Origin of the sequence: Pseudomonas sp. 22085 (genome assembly GCF_052045815.1) — a bacterium.
Taxonomy (GTDB): Bacteria; Pseudomonadota; Gammaproteobacteria; order Pseudomonadales; family Pseudomonadaceae; genus Aquipseudomonas; species Aquipseudomonas glycinae.
Window position 1 is genome coordinate 97574 of sequence record NZ_JBQEQA010000007.1, and the last position, 18573, is coordinate 116146.

At 62.9% G+C, this 18573-nt stretch carries 16 protein-coding genes; 12 read left to right on the plus strand and 4 right to left on the minus strand.

Annotated elements, in window-relative coordinates; genetic code table 11:
- The first annotated feature begins 122 nt into the window (after window positions 1-122).
- The 10 genes from ACTJK7_RS10445 (at window position 123) to gcvP (ending at window position 12499) form a co-directional block, all read left to right on the plus strand.
- Window positions 123-683, plus strand: a complete 561-nt coding sequence (locus ACTJK7_RS10445) for a YecA/YgfB family protein (protein ID WP_007951810.1) — start codon at window positions 123-125, stop codon at window positions 681-683.
- 27 nt (window positions 684-710) lie between these two features.
- Entirely contained in the window at window positions 711-2045 is a 1335-nt protein-coding gene (gene pepP / locus ACTJK7_RS10450) for a Xaa-Pro aminopeptidase (protein ID WP_007951809.1), read from the plus strand.
- On the plus strand, window positions 2042-3229 hold the full coding sequence (gene ubiH, locus ACTJK7_RS10455) for a 2-octaprenyl-6-methoxyphenyl hydroxylase (protein WP_108563520.1): 1188 nt from the start codon (window positions 2042-2044) through the stop codon (window positions 3227-3229). Before pepP ends, ubiH begins: the two co-directional genes overlap by 4 nt.
- Window positions 3222-3707, plus strand: a complete 486-nt coding sequence (locus ACTJK7_RS10460) for a DUF4442 domain-containing protein (RefSeq protein WP_085653958.1) — start codon at window positions 3222-3224, stop codon at window positions 3705-3707. Before ubiH ends, ACTJK7_RS10460 begins: the two co-directional genes overlap by 8 nt.
- A gap of 9 nt (window positions 3708-3716) precedes the next feature.
- Window positions 3717-4934, plus strand: a complete 1218-nt coding sequence (locus ACTJK7_RS10465) for a 2-octaprenyl-3-methyl-6-methoxy-1,4-benzoquinol hydroxylase (RefSeq protein ID WP_199913042.1) — start codon at window positions 3717-3719, stop codon at window positions 4932-4934.
- Window positions 4935-5041: 107 nt separating this feature from the next.
- The gene (locus ACTJK7_RS10470; protein WP_085746745.1) at window positions 5042-6046 is read left to right on the plus strand and encodes an extracellular solute-binding protein; all 1005 of its coding nucleotides are present in this window, start codon (window positions 5042-5044) and stop codon (window positions 6044-6046) included.
- A gap of 155 nt (window positions 6047-6201) precedes the next feature.
- Window positions 6202-7818, plus strand: coding sequence for an ABC transporter permease (locus tag ACTJK7_RS10475; protein WP_108563517.1), 1617 nt, complete (start codon window positions 6202-6204; stop codon window positions 7816-7818).
- Window positions 7819-7975: 157 nt separating this feature from the next.
- Window positions 7976-9058 (plus strand): glycine cleavage system aminomethyltransferase GcvT, encoded by a 1083-nt coding sequence (gene gcvT, locus ACTJK7_RS10480; RefSeq protein ID WP_064379969.1) that lies wholly within the window; start codon window positions 7976-7978, stop codon window positions 9056-9058.
- A gap of 49 nt (window positions 9059-9107) precedes the next feature.
- Window positions 9108-9491: a glycine cleavage system protein GcvH gene (gene gcvH / locus ACTJK7_RS10485; RefSeq protein ID WP_011336464.1), complete on the plus strand. Its 384-nt coding sequence runs from the start codon at window positions 9108-9110 to the stop codon at window positions 9489-9491.
- A gap of 134 nt (window positions 9492-9625) precedes the next feature.
- Window positions 9626-12499: an aminomethyl-transferring glycine dehydrogenase gene (gene gcvP / locus ACTJK7_RS10490; protein WP_440779463.1), complete on the plus strand. Its 2874-nt coding sequence runs from the start codon at window positions 9626-9628 to the stop codon at window positions 12497-12499.
- 55 nt (window positions 12500-12554) lie between these two features.
- On the opposite strand, the gene ACTJK7_RS10495 is transcribed toward gcvP, so the two are convergent.
- From ACTJK7_RS10495 to ACTJK7_RS10505, 3 genes are all read right to left on the minus strand, one after another.
- Window positions 12555-12872 carry a DUF2388 domain-containing protein gene (locus ACTJK7_RS10495; protein ID WP_007951791.1) on the minus strand — a complete coding sequence of 106 codons (318 nt, stop codon included), beginning with the start codon at window positions 12870-12872 and terminating at the stop codon, window positions 12555-12557.
- Window positions 12873-12941: 69 nt separating this feature from the next.
- The gene (locus ACTJK7_RS10500) at window positions 12942-14726 is read right to left on the minus strand and encodes a GspE/PulE family protein (protein WP_440779465.1); all 1785 of its coding nucleotides are present in this window, start codon (window positions 14724-14726) and stop codon (window positions 12942-12944) included.
- Window positions 14727-14816: 90 nt separating this feature from the next.
- On the minus strand, window positions 14817-15155 hold the full coding sequence (locus ACTJK7_RS10505; protein WP_197867150.1) for a hypothetical protein: 339 nt from the start codon (window positions 15153-15155) through the stop codon (window positions 14817-14819).
- A 126-nt stretch (window positions 15156-15281) separates the two neighbouring features.
- Between ACTJK7_RS10505 and ACTJK7_RS10510 the strand changes: the two genes are divergently transcribed.
- Window positions 15282-15752, plus strand: a complete 471-nt coding sequence (locus tag ACTJK7_RS10510) for an Lrp/AsnC family transcriptional regulator (protein WP_064379977.1) — start codon at window positions 15282-15284, stop codon at window positions 15750-15752.
- Between the two features lie 55 nt (window positions 15753-15807).
- On the opposite strand, the gene ACTJK7_RS10515 is transcribed toward ACTJK7_RS10510, so the two are convergent.
- On the minus strand, window positions 15808-17178 hold the full coding sequence (locus tag ACTJK7_RS10515) for a CYTH domain-containing protein (protein WP_108563513.1): 1371 nt from the start codon (window positions 17176-17178) through the stop codon (window positions 15808-15810).
- A gap of 156 nt (window positions 17179-17334) precedes the next feature.
- Between ACTJK7_RS10515 and argE the strand changes: the two genes are divergently transcribed.
- Window positions 17335-18483, plus strand: coding sequence for an acetylornithine deacetylase (gene argE / locus ACTJK7_RS10520; RefSeq protein ID WP_108563512.1), 1149 nt, complete (start codon window positions 17335-17337; stop codon window positions 18481-18483).
- Window positions 18484-18573 lie beyond the last annotated feature (90 nt).

An 18573-nucleotide genomic window follows, 5' to 3' on the forward strand; every position in this document is an offset into this window, starting at 1 on the left:
GTCCACTGATTCGGTCTGATGGGTTTGGCTGGCGGACAGCCTTTAATGGTCTTGGCGAGTCTGTCGATGTAGGATACAAGGCCTTCATTCTAGACATAGCGCCGTCTGGCGCCTAGCTGCCCATGCCCATTCAGAATTCCCCGTACCAAGGCTTCGCCACCCTGCTGAACTCCAGCGGTCACTCCGTTTCGCCTGCCGAACTGCACGGCCTGTTGCTCGGCCGCAGTTGTGCCGGCGCCGGCTTCAATGCCGAAGAGTGGCTGATCGACGCCGCCGAGCTGCTTGAAAGCGAGCCGCAGGACAACGTTCGCAACGCGCTGATCGGTCTGCAGGAGATGGTCAAGAGCGAACTCACCGGCGACGACGTCACCGTGGTTCTGCTGCTGCCGAACGATGACGCACCTCTGGCCGAGCGCGCCGCCGCGCTGGGCGAATGGTGCCAGGGCTTCCTCACCGGTTTCGGCCTGAACTGCCGCGATAGCAGCATGCTGAGCACCGAAGCTACCGAAGTGTTGCAGGATTTGGCAGCGATCTCCCAGGTGCAAGACGCCCTGGAAGAATCCGAAGACGGCGAAAGCGACTATATGGAAGTCATGGAGTACCTGCGTGTAGCGCCGCTGCTGCTGTTCTCCGAAACCAAAAAGGCCGACGTGCCGCCAGCGGCCAAGCCGTCGCTGCACTGATCGCGTGCCAGGGAAAGCCATCTGCCCATGATCCATATCCCGAAAGCGGAATACGCCCGACGCCGCAAGGCGCTGATGGCGCAGATGGAACCCAACAGCATCGCGATCCTGCCGGCCGCCGCGGTCGCCATCCGCAACCGCGATGTCGAGCACGTCTATCGCCAGGACAGCGACTTCCAGTACCTCAGCGGTTTCCCCGAGCCACAGGCGGTCATCGTCCTCATGCCCGGTCGCGAACATGGCGAGTACGTGCTGTTCTGCCGTGAACGCAACGCCGAACGCGAACTCTGGGACGGCCTGCGCGCCGGCCAGGAAGGCGCGATCCGCGATTTCGGCGCCGATGACGCTTTCCCCATCACCGACATCGACGACATTCTGCCGGGCCTGATCGAAGGCCGCGACCGGGTGTATTCGGCGATGGGCAGCAACCCGGAATTCGACCGCCACCTGATGGACTGGATCAACGTGATCCGCTCCAAGGCGCACCTCGGCGCTCAGCCGCCGAACGAATTCGTTGCCCTGGATCACCTGCTGCACGACATGCGCCTGTATAAATCGGCGGCAGAAGTGAAAGTGATGCGCGAAGCGGCGCGGATTTCCGCCCAGGCCCACATCCGGGCGATGCAGGCCAGCCGTGCCGGGCTGTACGAGTACAGCCTCGAAGCCGAGCTCGATTACGAGTTCCGCAAGGGCGGAGCGAAAATGCCCGCCTACGGTTCGATCGTCGCTGCCGGGCGCAACAGCTGCATCCTGCATTACCAGCAAAATGACGCGCTGCTCAAGGACGGCGATCTGGTGCTGATCGACGCCGGTTGCGAGATCGACTGCTACGCCAGCGACATCACCCGCACCTGGCCGGTCAACGGCAAGTTCTCGGCCGAGCAGAAAGCGATCTACGAATTGGTATTGGCTTCGCAGGAAGCCGCGTTCGCCGAAATCGCTCCGAACAAACACTGGAACCAGGCGCACGAAGCCACGGTTCGGGTCATCACCGCCGGGCTGGTGAAGCTGGGGTTGTTGCAGGGCGAAGTCGACGAATTGATCGCTACCGAGGCCTACAAAGCGTTTTACATGCACCGCGCCGGCCACTGGCTCGGGATGGATGTGCATGACGTCGGCGAATACAAGGTCGGCGGCGAATGGCGGGTGCTGGAAGTCGGCATGGCGCTGACCGTGGAGCCGGGCATCTACATCGCCCCGGACAATCAGAACGTAGCGAAGAAATGGCGCGGCATTGGCGTGCGCATCGAGGATGACGTGGTAGTGACCAAGAGCGGTTGTGAAATCCTGACCGGCGGCGTGCCGAAAACCGTCGCCGAGATCGAAGCCCTGATGGCGCAAGCACGGACCTGCGCGGCATGAGTCGGGTCAATCTGGCAATCATCGGTGGCGGTCTGGTCGGTGCCAGTCTGGCGTTGGCCTTGCAGGCCGGGGCCAAGGCCCGTGGCTGGAAGATCGTGCTGATCGAACCGTTCGCCCCCGGTGACAGCTGGCAGCCGAGCTACGACGCGCGTTCCTCGGCGCTGTCTTTCGGTTCGCGGCAGATTTATCAGCGGCTGGGCGTGTGGCAGGAAATTTCCCGCCGCGCCGAGCCGATCAAGCAGATTCACGTGTCCGACCGTGGTCGTTTTTCCACCGCTCGCCTGTCGGCGATGGAAGAGGGCGTTCCGGCGCTCGGCTATGTCGTTGAAAACGCCTGGCTCGGCCAGTGCCTGTGGCAGCACCTCGACAAAGAGGTGATCAGCTGGCGCTGCCCGGCGGAAGTTTCCCGCATGGAACCGTTGCCCGACGGCTATCGCCTGACCCTCAACGATGAAACCTCGGTCGAGTGCGATCTGGCGGTGCTCGCCGATGGCGGCCGTTCCGGTCTGCGCGAGCAACTGGGCATCAACGTACGCAAGCGTCCGTATAACCAGAGCGCGCTGATCGCCAACATCACGCCGAGCGAAGCGCACAACGGCATGGCCTTCGAGCGCTTCACCGACGAAGGTCCGATGGCGCTGCTGCCGCTGCCGGAAAACCGCTGCGCGCTGGTCTGGACCCGTCTGGGCATGGACGCGCAACGGCTGGCCGACCTGAGCGAACGTGATTTCCTCAGCGAGCTGCAAGGCGTGTTCGGCTACCGTCTCGGCACCCTGAAGCAGGTCGGCGCGCGACATCTGTATCCGCTGTCGCTGGTGGAAGCCGAAGAGCAGGTGCGTTCGCATCTGGCCGTGCTCGGCAACGCCGCCCACAGCCTGCACCCGATTGCCGGGCAGGGTTTCAACCTGTCCCTGCGCGATGCCGATGCGTTGGCCGCCGCGCTGCTGGCCAGCGACAAACCGCTGGGAGATTTCGCCACGCTGCAGGCCTATCGCGAGCGTCAGCGTCTCGATCAGGACCTCACCGTCGGTTTCTCCGATCAGGTTACGCGCCTGTTCGGCAGCACCCAGCCGCTGGTGTCGCTGGGGCGCAACATCGGCCTGCTCGGCCTCGATCTGATGCCGCCGGCCAAACGCTGGTTCGCCCGTCAGGCCATGGGGCTGGGGACGCGGCCGGATGCGTGAGTGGCTGATCAGACGGTTTGGCAAGGCGCGGCTGATGCGCTGGATCATGACGCTCTACCCGCCGTACTTCGGCGCCGGTGTCCGGGTGCAGCACATCAGCGATGACTTTCGTGACATCCAGGTCTCGATGGGCCTGGGCTGGTACAACCGCAATTACGTCGGCACCCAGTTCGGCGGCAGTCTGTATTCGATGGTCGATCCGTTCTTCATGTTGATGCTCATGGAGAACCTCGGCTCGCGCTACATCGTCTGGGACAAGGCCGCCGACATTGATTTCATATCGCCGGGCAAAGGCCCGGTGTTCGCCCGGTTCAACATCGACGACACCCTGCTCGACGAGATCCGTCGGCAGACCGCCAGTGGCGAGAAATACCTGCCGCAGTTGCAGGTCGACATTCATGACGGCGCCGGCAATCTGGTGGCGCGGGTCGGTAAAACCCTTTACGTGCGGCTCAAGCCGCCAGCGAGACAGGCTTAAAGCATGGAAATGCGCGCGGATGTGCTGATTGTCGGAGCCGGAATGGTCGGCAGCGCCCTGGCGCTGGCGTTGCAGGGCAGCGGGCTGGAAGTCCTGCTGCTCGACGGCAGCCCGTTGAGCGTCAAACCCTTCAATGGCGACGCACCGTTCGAGCCACGGGTGAGCGCACTGTCGGCGGCCAGCCAGCGGATCCTCGATCGCCTCGGCGTATGGGACGGCATCGTCAATCGACGCAGCAGCCCTTACACCGACATGCACGTCTGGGACGGCAGCGGCACCGGGCAGATCCACTTCTCGGCCAGCAGCGTGCACGCCGATGTGCTCGGCCACATTGTCGAAAACCGCGTGGTCCAGGATGCCTTGCTCGACCGTCTGCACGATTGCGATATGGGCCTGCTGGCCAACGCGCGACTGGAGCAGATGCGCCGTTCCGGTGACGACTGGCTGCTGACCCTGGCCGACGGCCGCACCTTGCGCGCGCCGCTGGTGATCGCGGCAGACGGCGCCAATTCTGCGGTGCGCCGTCTGACCGGTGTCGCCACTCGCGAGTGGGATTACCTGCATCACGCCATCGTCACCAGCGTGCGCAGCAGCAAGCCGCACCGCATGACCGCGTGGCAGCGTTTCACCGATCACGGGCCGCTGGCGTTTTTGCCGCTGGAGCGTGACGGTCAGCAGGACTGGTGCTCGATCGTCTGGTCTACCACGCCGAGCGAAGCCGAACGGCTGATGGCGCTGGAGGAAGCGGACTTCTGCCGTGAGCTGGAGCGCGCGTTCGAAGGTTGCCTCGGCGAGGTCATCAGCGCCGACCCGCGCCTGTGTGTGCCGCTGCGTCAGCGTCACGCCAAGCGCTACGTGGCCGAAGGCCTGGCGCTGATCGGTGATGCCGCACACACCATTCACCCGTTGGCGGGGCAGGGTGTGAACCTCGGCTTCCTCGACGCCGCGGTGCTGGCCGAAGTGCTGTTGCAAGCGCACGAACGCGGCGAACGCCTGGCGGACGTGAAGGTCCTGAGCCGCTTCGAACGCCGACGTATGCCGCATAACCTGGCGCTGATGGCCGCGATGGAAGGCTTCGAGCGGTTGTTCCAGGCTGACCCGCTGCCGCTGCGCTGGCTGCGCAACACCGGGCTGAAAATCGTCGAGCAGATGCCCGAGGCCAAGGCGCTGTTTGTGCGTGAAGCATTGGGACTGACCGGGGACTTGCCGGCCCTGGCCAAGGCCTGACGACGGTCGTGCAACATCTGGTAACTCCTTGGGAAAGTGTTCGATTGAGCTCGTAAATGTGAGTCCTTATCATTTGGGCCACTTTTCCCGACCGAGAGACCGCTCCCATGTTGGCATCCAAGCGTGTTCTGACCGCACTGGCCCTGACCCTGATCGGCAGCACTGCCGCCCAGGCCGCCGACGAGGTGGTGGTCTACTCCTCGCGTATCGATGAGCTGATCAAGCCGGTGTTCGATGCCTACACCGCCAAGACCGGGGTGAAGATCAAGTTCATCACCGACAAGGAAGCGCCGCTGATGCAGCGGATCAAGGCCGAAGGCGAGAACGCCACCGCCGACCTGCTTTTGACCGTCGATGCCGGCAACCTCTGGCAGGCCGAGCAGATGGGCATTCTCCAGCCGTTTACCTCGAAAACCATCGACGCCAACATTCCCCTGCAATATCGCTCCTCCAGCCACGCCTGGACCGGCCTGAGCCTGCGCGCGCGGACCATCGCCTATTCCACCGAACGGGTGAAACCGGGCGAGCTGACGACCTACGAAGCATTGGCCGACAAGAACTGGGAAGGCCGCCTGTGCCTGCGCACGGCGAAGAAGGTCTACAACCAGTCGCTGACCGCCACCATGATCGAAGTCCACGGTGCCGAAAAAACCGAGAAGATCCTCAAGGGCTGGGTCAACAACCTGTCCACCGACGTGTTCTCCGACGACGTCGCGGTGCTGGAAGCGATCAACGCCGGCCAGTGCGACGTCGGCATCGTCAACACTTACTACTACGGCCGCCTGCACAAGCAGAAGCCGGAACTGCCGGTGAAGCTGTTCTGGCCGAATCAGGCGGATCGTGGTGTACACGTCAACCTGTCGGGCATCGGCCTGACCAAACACGCCCCGCACCCGGAAGCGGCCAAGGCTTTGGTCGAGTGGATGACCACGCCTGAGGCGCAGAAGATCTTTGCAGACGTGAACCAGGAGTTCCCGGCGAATCCGGCGGTGAAGCCTTCGGAAGAAGTGGCGGCGTGGGGACAGTTCGTGGCTGATACGCTGCCGGTTGAAGTGGCGGGCAAGCGTCAGGCTGAAGCGATCCGAATGATGGATCGGGCGGGTTGGAACTGAGTTTTTACATACAACAACATTGATCGTTCCCACGCTCTGCGTGGGAATGCAGTCCCCGACGCTCTGCGTCGCATCATCGACAGCGTGACGCGGAGCGTCACAGAATGTGTGCCCACGCAAAACGTGGGCACAATCATTTGAACGAGACTGTTTCCTTGGCCCACCCCGCCCAACGCCGCTGGTACCCCATCGTCTTCGCCATCGCCGCGTTGGTGCTGCTCCCCCTCAGCGTGCTCCTGCTCTCATGGCAAACCATCGACCACCAGATCTGGTCGCACCTGTGGGAAACCCAGATGCCACGCCTGCTGGGCAACACCCTGACGCTGGTATTCGGCGTCGGTGTCGGTGTGACACTGATCGGCGTAAGCCTCGCCTGGCTCACCAGCCTCTGCGAATTCCCCGGCCGCCGCTGGCTCGACTGGGCACTGATGCTGCCGTTCGCCATCCCGGCCTACGTGCTGGCGTTCGTCTTCGTCGGCCTGCTGGATTTCGCAGGCCCGGTACAAACCCTGCTGCGAGAATGGTTCGGCACCGGCCTGCGCCTGCCGCGAGTGCGCTCCACCGGCGGGGTGATTCTGGTGTTGGTGCTGGTGTTTTATCCCTATGTCTACCTGCTGGCGCGTACTGCGTTCCTGGCTCAGGGCAAGGGCCTGATGGAAGCGGCGCGAGTACTCGGCCAGTCACCGTGGCAGGCGTTCTGGCGTGTGGCATTGCCGATGGCGCGGCCGGCCATCGGTGCCGGCGTGGCGCTGGCGTTGATGGAAACCCTGGCGGATTTCGGTGCGGTGTCGGTGTTCAACTTCGACACCTTCACCACCGCGATCTACAAGACCTGGTACGGCTTCTTCAGCCTGCCAAGCGCCGCGCAACTGGCCAGCCTGTTGCTGCTGGTGGTGATGCTGGTGTTGTACGGCGAACGTCGCGCGCGCGGCGCCAATCGGGCGAGCAACGAGCGGCCACGGATCAAGGCGCTGTATCACCTGCGCGGGCCCAAGGCCTGGGCGGCGACCGGCTGGTGCGGTCTGGTGTTTGCCTGTGCATTTGTCATTCCGGTGCTGCAACTGGTGGTGTGGTTCTGGCAGCGCGGGCGCTTCGATCTGGATGAGCGCTACGCCGGGCTGATTCTCCATACGCTGTATCTGGGCGGCACGGCCGCGTTGATCACAGTCAGCGTGGCGATGTTGCTGGCCTTCGCCCGGCGTCTGGCGCCGACCCGGACGATCAACTCCGCAGTCGGTCTGGCCAATCTCGGTTATGCCTTGCCAGGCTCGGTGCTGGCGGTGTCGATCATGCTCGCGTTCAGTTATCTGGATCGGGAGCTGGTGATTCCGCTGTCCGGCTGGCTTGGCGGGGCGGGCAAGCCGTTGCTGCTGGGCAGTCTGGCGGCGTTGCTGCTGGCGTATCTGGTGCGGTTCGTGGCCGTGGCCTATGGGCCGCTGGAAAGCAGTCTGGCGCGTATACGGCCTTCTTTGCCTGAAGCGGCACGTAGCCTGGGTGTCAGTGGGCCGCGACTGTTTTTCAAAGTGTATCTGCCGTTGCTGCTGCCCGGCACGCTCAGCGCCGCGCTGCTGGTGTTCGTCGACGTGCTCAAGGAAATGCCCGCCACCCTGCTGATGCGCCCGTTTGGCTGGGACACGCTGGCGGTGCGGATTTTCGAAATGACCAGCGAAGGCGAATGGGCGAGGGCGTCGCTGCCGGCGCTGACGTTAGTGCTGGTCGGTCTGTTGCCGGTCATCGGTTTGATCCGACGCTCGGCGCACAGAAACACTTAGTCGTCAGTCCTGAATCATGCGGCTACAATGCGCGGCATTCGGTGCGGTCCGTCTGACAGACCCTGTCGCTGAAATCGGCTGAAAGCCCTTTTTGACAGGGTTTTCCGATCCGTGCAGCAGCGCCCCGCACCTTCGCCACGCCCGGAAGGAGAAACCCATGGGACAGCGTACGCCTCTGTATGACCTGCATCTCGCCCTTGGCGCGAAGATGGTCGATTTTGGCGGTTGGGACATGCCTCTGCATTACGGCTCGCAGGTCGAGGAACACCATCAGGTGCGTCGCGATTGCGGGGTGTTCGATGTTTCCCACATGACCGTGATCGATGTCACCGGCCCCCAGGCCAAGGCCTGGCTCCAGCATTTGCTGGCCAATGACGTCGAACGCCTGCACAGCCCCGGCCGTGCGTTGTACAGCACCATGCTCAACGAGCGCGGCGGTATCGTCGACGACATGATCGTCTACCGCCTCGAGGACGGTTATCGTCTGGTGGTCAACGCCTCCACCCGCGATCAGGACCTGGCCTGGATGCAGGCACAGTTGGGCAGCTTCGATGTTCAGATGACCGAACGCTCTGAGCTGGCGATGCTCGCCATTCAAGGTCCCCATGCCCGGCACAGGATTGCCGAGCTGGTGACCCAGTCCCGCGCCAACCTGATCCAGATGCTCAAGCCTTTCGAGGGCCACGTCGACGGCGACTGGTTCATTGCGCGCACCGGCTACACCGGTGAGGACGGTCTGGAAATCGCCCTGCCGGCCGATCAGGCCCCCGGATTCTTCAACGATCTGGTGGGCGCCGGCATTTCCCCCATCGGCCTCGGTGCCCGCGACACGCTGCGGGTCGAGGCCGGCATGAATCTCTACGGTCAGGACATCCACCAGGACGTTTCACCACTGGCCTCGAACATGGCCTGGAGCATCGCCTGGGAGCCGGCCACGCGTCGGTTCATCGGTCGCGACGCGCTGGAGGCGGAAAAAACCGCCGGCGTGCAGCACAAACTGGTCGGCCTGGTGCTTGAAGAGCGCGGGGTTTTGCGGGCCCATCAGGTGGTTCGTATCGCTGATGTTGGCGAAGGGGAGATCACCAGTGGTAGTTTCTCTCCTACGCTTAGCAAGTCGATTGCCCTGGCGCGTGTACCGATGGCGACTGCCGACCGCGCCGAAGTGGAAATCCGTGGCAAGTGGTATCCGGTACGCGTGGTCAAACCGACCTTTGTCCGTCACGGCAAAACCTTGATCTAAACCTTTTCCGGCGGGCACGACCGCTGACAATTTCTTGAGGACACCGAGCATGAGCAACATCCCAGCTGAACTGCGTTTTGCCGAAAGTCATGAATGGGCGCGTCTGGAAGCCGACGGCACCGTCACCGTGGGCATCAGCGATCATGCCCAGGAAGCGTTGGGTGATGTGGTGTTTGTCGAGCTGGCAGAAGTGGGCAAGGTGTTCGCCGCCGGTGATACCGCCGGTGTCGTCGAGTCGGTGAAGGCCGCTTCCGACATCTACTCCCCGGTCGGTGGCGAAGTGATTGCCGTCAACGAAGACCTGGCCGGTTCGCCGGAAGAACTGAACAACGATCCGTACGCCGCGTGGATCTTCAAGCTCAAGCCAAGCGACAAGGCCGAGCTGGACAAGCTGCTCGACGCTGCCGCCTACAAGGCTGCCATCGGCGAATAAGCTTCACGCAACACCGCAAAGCCCCGACCCGTCGGGGCTTTTTTCTGCCCGGGACTTTGGCCGTCGGGGTGGCTGCTATGCTGGTTTGACCGTGTTGCATTGACGCCGAGCCGCCAGCCAAGAGAGAGCCCGTCATGTCCCAGTTGCCATCCCTGAGCCAGTTACGCGATCCCCATGCCTTTCTGCGCCGCCACCTCGGCCCCGATGCTGCAGAGCAGCAGGCGATGCTCGACAGCCTCGGCCTCGGCAGCCGGGTCGAACTGATCGAGCAGACCGTGCCGCCGGGCATTCGCCTCAACCGCGAGCTGGACCTGCCACCGGCGCTGGACGAGCAGGCAGCGCTGGCCAGACTGCGCGGTTACGCCGAGCAGAACCAGGTCTGGACCAGCCTGATCGGCATGGGCTACCACGGCACCCTGACCCCGACCGTCATCCTGCGCAACGTGCTGGAAAATCCCGGCTGGTACACCGCCTACACGCCTTATCAACCGGAAATCGCCCAAGGCCGGCTCGAAGCGTTGCTCAACTTTCAGCAACTGACCATTGACCTCACCGGCCTTGAACTGGCCAACGCTTCGCTGCTCGATGAAGCCACCGCCGCGGCAGAAGCCATGGCCTTGGCCAAACGTGTGGCAAAGTCGAAAAGCAATCTGTTCTTCGTCGACGAAAACTGTCATCCCCAGACCATTTCCGTGGTGCAGACCCGCGCCGAAGGCTTCGGCTTCGAGCTGATCGTCGACGCTGTGGATAACTTGAAGCAGCACCAGGTGTTCGGCGCACTGCTGCAATACCCCGACACCCACGGCGAAGTCCGCGACCTGCGGCCGCTGATCGATCACCTGCACGCGCAGCAGGCGCTGGCCTGCGTGGCGGCCGATCTGCTCAGTCTGTTGCTGCTGACCCCGCCGGGCGAACTGGGTGCCGACGTGGTGTTCGGTTCATCCCAGCGCTTCGGCGTGCCGATGGGGTACGGCGGCCCGCACGCGGCGTTTTTCGCCAGCCGCGAGGAATACAAACGGGCGATACCGGGACGGATCATCGGCGTGTCGAAAGATGCCCGTGGCAACGTCGCGCTGCGCATGGCCCTGCAAACCCGCGAGCAGCATATTCGTCGGGAGAAGGCCAATTCGAACATCTGCACCGCCCAGGTGTTGCTGGCCAATATCGCCAGTTTCTATGCGGTCTATCACGGCCCGGAAGGGCTGAAACGAATCGCCCAGCGGGTGCACCGGCTGACCTGCATTCTCGCCGCCGGGCTCGAACGCCATGGCATCCAGCGCCTCAACCAACACTTCTTCGACACCCTCACACTGGACGTGGGCGGGGCGCAAACCGCGATCATCGAAAGCGCTCAGGCCGCACAGATCAACCTGCGCATCCTCGGCCGTGGCCAATTGGGTCTGAGCCTCGACGAGGCCTGTGATGAAAACACCGTGGCCAGACTGTTCGATGTGCTGCTGGGCGCCGATCACGGGTTGAGCATCGATGATCTCGACGCCGAAACGCTGGCCTCCGGTATTCCCGACACGCTGCAACGCAGCACGCCGTACCTGCGCCACCCGGTGTTCAACGCCCACCACAGCGAAACCGAGATGCTGCGCTACCTCAAGCAACTGGAGAACAAGGATCTGGCGCTCAACCAGTCGATGATCCCGCTGGGCTCCTGCACCATGAAACTCAACGCCACCAGCGAAATGATCCCGATCACCTGGCCGCAATTCGCCAATCTGCACCCGTTCGTGCCCCGGGAGCAGGCTGTCGGTTACACGCTGATGATCGAGGAGCTGGAGCGCTGGCTGTGCGCGATCACCGGGTTCGATGCGATCTGCATGCAGCCCAACTCCGGCGCCCAGGGCGAGTACGCCGGGCTGCTGGCTATCCGCAAATACCACGAGAGCCGCCAGCAGGGCGGGCGGGATATCTGCCTGATCCCTTCTTCGGCCCATGGCACCAACCCGGCCTCGGCACAGATGGCCGGGATGCGCGTGGTGATTGTCGAGTGTGACGACGCTGGCAATGTCGATCTGGAGGACTTGAAAGCCAAGGCGTCCGAGGCCGGGGCCAGGCTGTCGTGCCTGATGGCGACCTACCCGTCGACCCACGGCGTGTACGAGGAAGGCATCAGCGAAATCTGCGAAGTTATCCACCAGCACGGCGGCCAGGTTTACATGGACGGCGCCAACCTCAACGCTCAGGTCGGGCTGGCGCGGCCGGCGGACATCGGCGCCGACGTGTCACACATGAACCTGCACAAGACCTTCTGCATTCCCCACGGCGGAGGCGGGCCGGGCATGGGGCCGATTGGCGTGCGTGCGCACCTGGCGCCATTCGTTGCCAACCATCCGGTGATCCCGATCGACGGGCCGCAACCGCAGAACGGAGCGGTCAGCGCCGCGCCATGGGGCAGTGCGAGCATTCTGCCGATCAGCTGGATGTACATCGCGATGATGGGGCCGCAACTGGCGGATGCCAGCGAAGTGGCGATCCTTGCGGCGAATTACCTGGCGCAGCACCTGTCCGGTGCGTTCCCTGTTCTGTACACCGGTCGCAACGAGCGAGTCGCCCACGAATGCATTCTGGACCTGCGGCCGTTGAAGGCTGCCACCGGCATCAGCGAGGAAGACGTCGCCAAGCGCCTGATGGATTACGGCTTCCACGCGCCGACCATGTCGTTCCCGGTGCCGGGCACCTTGATGGTCGAGCCGACCGAGAGCGAGTCCAAGGCCGAACTGGATCGCTTCATCGGCGCGATGCTGAGCATTCGCGCAGAAATCACCGAGGTGCAGAACGGCAACTGGCCGGCCGAGGACAACCCGCTCAAACGGGCACCGCATACCCTGGCCGATATAACCGGCGTGTGGGAACGGCCGTACAGCATCGAGCAGGGCATCACGCCGGATGCGCACACCAAGGCGCACAAATATTGGCCGGCGGTGAACCGGGTCGATAACGTCTATGGCGACCGCAACCTGTTCTGTGCCTGTGTGCCGGTTGACGATTACCGCTGATCAGCGGGCAAAAAAATGCCGCTCGTGTGAGCGGCATTTTTGTTTGTCCGGAAGGTTATTCCGACGCCACGGCGTTCTTCGCCAGAATCGCGTTCGCCAGTTCCATGTCCGTTGCCTGCAGGCCCGGGTTGTCGGCGCGGACTTTCTGCATCGCGGCTTCCAGGTACGGGCCACGGATACCGCCGTCGCTGGCGACGAAACTGCCGGCGTCGTCCTGGGCGGCAACGATCAGTTTGTGATCCTTGAAAGTCAGGTAGGTCGAGCCGGTGGTGGCACCGGACGAAATGACGTTACGCCAAAAGCTGTCGGCCATCGCTGAACCAACAGGGAGGGACAGCAAGGCGAGGGTAGCGACAGCAAGTTTGAGACGCATGTTGGGTGACTCCACTGGTGTTGAATAACCGGTTGGATCGTCGTTTCCCCGATCCGGTTCCGTGAGCACTTATTTCTGCTCGCTCTGTGGTGTCACCCGCAATACTTCTTCAAGGGTTGTCAGCCCCGCCGCGACTTTCTGCGCACCGGACAAACGCAGGCTGCGCATGCCTTCCTTGAACGCCTGCCGGCGGATCGCGGTGAGATCGGTGTCGGGGCTGATCAAGGCCTTGAGGTTGTCGCTCAGTTGCATGATTTCGTAGACCCCGGCGCGACCGTGATAACCGGTGTCACGGCACTCCAGGCAACCGATGGCCCGTTGCGCATTGCCCGGCAGCGGTGCCTGCCACGGCCGGGTCAGGGTTTGCCAGTCTTCTTCGTCCAGAGTCAGCGGCGCCTTGCAGTGCGGGCACAGGGTTCGCACCAGTCGTTGCGCCATCACGCCGAGCACGGTGGCCTTGATCAGGTAATGCGGCACGCCGAGTTCCAGCAGGCGGCTGATGGCGCTCGGCGCGTCGTTGGTGTGCAGGGTCGAGAGCACCAGGTGTCCGGTCAACGCCGCCTGGATCGCCATTTCGGCCGTTTCCAGATCGCGGATCTCGCCGATCATGATGATGTCCGGGTCCTGCCGCATCAGCGCACGCACGCCGGCGGCGAACGTCAGGTCGATGTTGTGCTGGACCTGCATCTGGTTGAAGGCCGGCTCGACCATCTCGATCGGGTCTTCGATGGTGCAGAGGTTGACCTCCGGAGTCGCCAGTTTTTTCAGCGTGGTGTACAGCGTGGTGGTTTTGCCGGAACCGGTCGGCCCGGTGACCAGGATGATGCCGTTGGGCTGGCGGGTCATGTCCTGCCAGCGCCGCAGGTCGTCGGCAGAAAAGCCGAGCTGATCGAAATCCTTGAGCAGGACTTCCGGGTCGAAGATCCGCATGACCATTTTTTCGCCGAACGCGGTGGGCAGGGTCGACAGCCGCAACTCGACTTCACCGCCGTCCGGAGTCTTGGTCTTGACCCGGCCGTCCTGGGGTTTGCGTTTCTCGGCGACGTTCATCCGGCCAAGGCTTTTCAGGCGACTGACGATGGCCATCGTCACCTGCGGCGGAAATTGATAGACGTTGTGCAGCACGCCGTCGATGCGAAAACGCACCGTGCCTTGCTCGCGCCGGGGTTCGATGTGGATGTCACTGGCCCGTTGCTGGAAGGCGTACTGGAACAGCCAGTCGACGATGTTGACGATGTGCGCGTCGTTGGCGTCGGGCTCCTGATCGCTGGCGCCGAGGTTGAGCAACTGTTCGAAGTTGCCGAGGTTGCCGCCCTGCGCATCGGCATTGCTGGCGCCGCTGACCGATTTGGCGAGGCGAAAGAATTCGACGCTGAAACGCTGAATGTCCGCCGGGTTGGCCACCACCCGTTTGATCGGCAGTTTCAGGACGTGAGTCAGATCGGCCTCCCAGCCGCTGACGTAGGGCTGAGCGCTGGCCACGGTTACTGCATCGCGATCGACCGACACCGCGAGAATCTTGTGGCGCTGGGCAAAGGCATAGGACATCAGCGGCGTGATGGCGGCGACGTTGATCTTCAGCGGATCGATCCGCAGGTACGGCTGGCCGGCCTGCTGCGCCAGCCACAGCGTCAGACTTTCCAGGTCGAGGTGTTTGCCCGGACGGCTGAGATCGTCCAGTTGCTGGCTGGCGATGAATTCCAGCGGGTGTTTCTGGCCGTGGGCGGCATGCCGACGCCGGGCGTTGAGCGCTTGCTCCGCCGAGTCCTGGCAGATGAAGCCTTGGGCGACCAGTTCACGCAGTACCTCATTGAGATCCAGCCAGCGATCCTGAGTGGCGAGTTGAACGGACATGCGGGCTCCTTTTGAACGACAGTGCGCAAAGGATAGTCGTGGCCCTGCCGACCGTTGGGCCACTACCCGACGAAGACGTTTCGGTTCTTGTCAGCCGGCCGCCTGCGCCGGTGCATCCCACGCCGCGTCGGGGTTTTGCAGGTTCACCGAGCAGACGCTGATCAGGTTACGAAGTTTTTCCGCGATCACCTGGGCGCGGTGCCAGCTCAGGCCACCCATGATGATGTCGATCGACAGCAGATCGTCCAGCCGCTGGACATTGACCTGCTCCGGCGTGAGGCACTGCAAGGCGAACAGGTTCAGCACCCGCACCAGCAAATCCGGCTCGGCCTCAGCCAGGATCTGATATTGCGCAAGGCAATGGGCGTTGCTGGCGTTCCACACATCGGCACGGGGCGCAGGGGTGTTGACGGCTTCGAGGTGTGGCATGACAGGTCTCCGGAATCGGTGGAGGAATTTTTACATTCGATGCCGGGTATTTCTTGTCTAAGATGAGCTGAAAAGGCGATTGAATAGGCATATCAATTCGCCGCTGGATAATTTTGAGGATTATTTATGCACAGCGATCTGGACAGCTACGACCGGCGCATTCTCGCCCTGCTGCAAGAGGACGCTTCCTTGTCCAGCGCACAGATCGCCGAACAGGTGGGCCTGTCACAGTCGCCGTGCTGGCGGCGGATTCAGCGGATGAAGGAGGAGGGGATCATTCGCGGTCAGGTGACCTTGCTCGATCGCAAGAAGATCGGTCTGAACACGCAGATCTTCGCCGAGATCAAACTCAACGCCCACGGCCGTTCGAACTTCACTGAGTTCACCGAGGCGATTCGCGGCTTTCCCGAAGTGCTGGAGTGTTACGTGCTGATGGGGGCGGTGGATTTCCTGCTGCGGATCGTCGCGGCGGACATCGAGGCGTATGAGCGGTTCTTCTTCGAGAAGCTGTCGCTGGTGCCGGGGATTCAGGAAGTGAACTCGATTGTGGCGTTGTCGGAGATCAAGTCCACGACCAGTTTGCCGGTACTGCGCTGATCACGCGGGGGATGATCGTTCCCACGCAGAGCGTGGGAACGATCTTTCGCCGGAATTACATGCGCAGCAGCATTTTCCAGGCGCGATTCTGGTACACCGCAATCGCCTGATGCTTGCGTGCATCGAACAGTTCGTCGGTGATGGTCGGCTCGTTGGCCAGTTGCGCCAGTTTGTTCAGCTCGCCGTACAGACGATCCATTTCCGGGATTTCCAGCACGTTGCGCGCGTGGTGCAACCAGACCTGGATGCGCTCGATGCGCGGCAGTTGCTCGGCCAGATCTTCCGGCTGTTGCTGATAACGCTGCAATTGCAGCGAAGTGGCTTCTTCGCCCAGCAGGCGCGGCAGCCAGCTTTGCAACTGCGCGGCACCCTGGCGATTGCCACGGGTGTTGCGGTCGGCAGCCCAGGTGCGGGCCAGCAACCAGCGCGAAGCGTTCAGCGAGAACAGGCCCCAGCGCGGATCTTCCAGTTCTTCGAGGAACTGCTCCGGCGCGGCTTTGCGCACGTCTTCGTCTTCGATACCGACCTGTACCAGCGGACGCCAGTCTTCCAGCAGGGCATCAAGGGCAACGCGCAGGTCGTGGGTCGACGCACGCGGCGCGGCCTGGCCGAGGCTGCTGAGCAGGGCACGCATTTCCGCGAGGTTCTCGACCCAGTCCTGCAGCAGGCGCCAGTGGCCGTTGAAACGATACTGTTCGGCCAGACGCTGACTACTGCCGAGCAAGTGCCAGGCCAGGGCGGCGAAGGCGTCGTCCAGCGGGGTTTCGGAGGTAATGGCCGGCGCCGGCAGGCTCAGCGAGTAGCTGTTGGCGTCATACAGGCGATAGCCGCGCTCGGCCTTGCTGATGTCGCACGGCATCAGGGCCAGGGTTTCGGCCAGTTCGGCAGCCAGTTCCAGCAGCGCGGCAGGCTCGCCTTCGCGCAGTTCCAGTTCGAGCTCGCAGATTTCTTCTTTCTGTTTGCCGACTACCACGTGGCCCAGATCCAGCGCGGCTTCGATGACCACTTTGGTCTTGCCACGGCCCCAGGCGATTTCGGCGCGTTCGCGGACGAAATCGGTGGTGAAGATCGGCTTCAGGGTTTTCTTGTCCAGCTCGGCGAGGGACTCGGGCCAGCATTCGCCGTCGAGTTTCTTCACGTCGAGCTTGGCTTTGGGCAGGTTCCAGTCGTACTCGTTACGTTCGGACAGGCCGGCGACGCTCTGGCCACGGGTCTTGAGGGTCTGAATCACCTCTTCACCGTCCTTGCGCAGGCGCAGGGCAACCCTGGCCCGGGCCAGGTCACGCTCAGGCGTGTCGAAGTACTGATTCATCAACTCACGGCGTTCCCAGCCACTTTTGTTGCGTTTTTTCAGGAGAGGGTGCTCGCGCAGGGCGGCGAGGGTTTCGCGGCTGACGCGGAGTTTGATTTCGGTTTCTTTCTGCATGGCCGGAAAATCCAGGATCGGGAGCGCAGCCGGGGGAATGTGTGGCTGCCAAGGCCGTGCAGTGTACAGGACTGAACCTTCCTACGCTTTGCGGCGGTTTATTCTCGGCGCCGGATGGTTCTATGATGAACCTCAATCCGGGAGTTGGAGTCAGCGATGCCTTTGCCGTCCATGCAAGACCAGTTCGCTGCACTGATCGCCGCGCCGTCGGTCAGTTGCACCCAGCCGGGCCTCGACCAGTCCAACCGGGCGGTGATCGATCTGCTCGCCGGATGGCTGGGAGATCTGGGCTTCAGTTGCGACATCCAGCAGGTCAGCCCCGGAAAATTCAATCTGCTCGCCAGTTTCGGCAGCGGCCCCGGCGGGCTGGTGCTGGCCGGGCACAGCGACACGGTGCCGTACGACGATGCGCTGTGGAAAGCCGACCCGCTGAAACTCACCGAAGTCGATGGTCGCTGGGTCGGTCTCGGCAGTTGCGACATGAAGGGCTTCTTCGCCCTGATCATCGAAGCCGTGCAACCGCTGCTCGACCAGCCTTTCAAACAACCGCTGCTGATACTCGCCACCTGCGATGAAGAAAGTTCGATGTCCGGTGCCCGGGCGCTGGCCGAAGCGGGGCGCCCGCTGGGCCGGGCGGCGGTGATCGGCGAGCCGACCGGGCTCAAGCCGATCCGCATGCACAAGGGCATCATGATGGAGCGCATTGATATCCTCGGGCAGAGCGGCCATTCGTCGGATCCGCGTCTGGGACACAGCGCCCTCGAAGCGATGCACGATGCCATCGGCGAACTGCGCGGCCTGCGCCTGCTGTGGCAGCGCGAATTCAACAACCCGCAGTTCAGCGTGCCGCAACCCACCATGAACTTCGGCTGTATCCATGGTGGCGACAACCCCAACCGCATCTGCGGCCAGTGTTCGCTGGAGTTCGACCTGCGGCCGTTGCCGGGGATGGACCCGAAAGTCTTGCGCAGCGAGATTCTGCGCAAGCTCAACCCGGTCGCCGAACGGCATAAAGTGAAGATCGATTACGCGCCGCTGTTTCCCGAAGTGCCGCCGTTCGAGCAGGCCGAAGACGCGGAACTGGTGCGAATTGCCGAAAAACTCACCGGCCACACGGCCGAAGCGGTAGCGTTCGGCACCGAAGCGCCTTATCTTCAGCGCCTTGGCTGCGAAACCATCGTGCTCGGCCCTGGCGACATTGCCTGCGCGCACCAGCCGGACGAGTACCTCGAAATGTCACGTTTGCAGCCTACCGTGCATCTATTGCGGCAGTTGATCGAACATTACTGTCTCAAAACTGTATAAATTGCCCACACACCCACCCGTATTCATGAGGAGAGCGCGCGTGTCGCCAAGCCTGTTCCGACGATAACCATCAGCCCGCTGTGCGTTTTC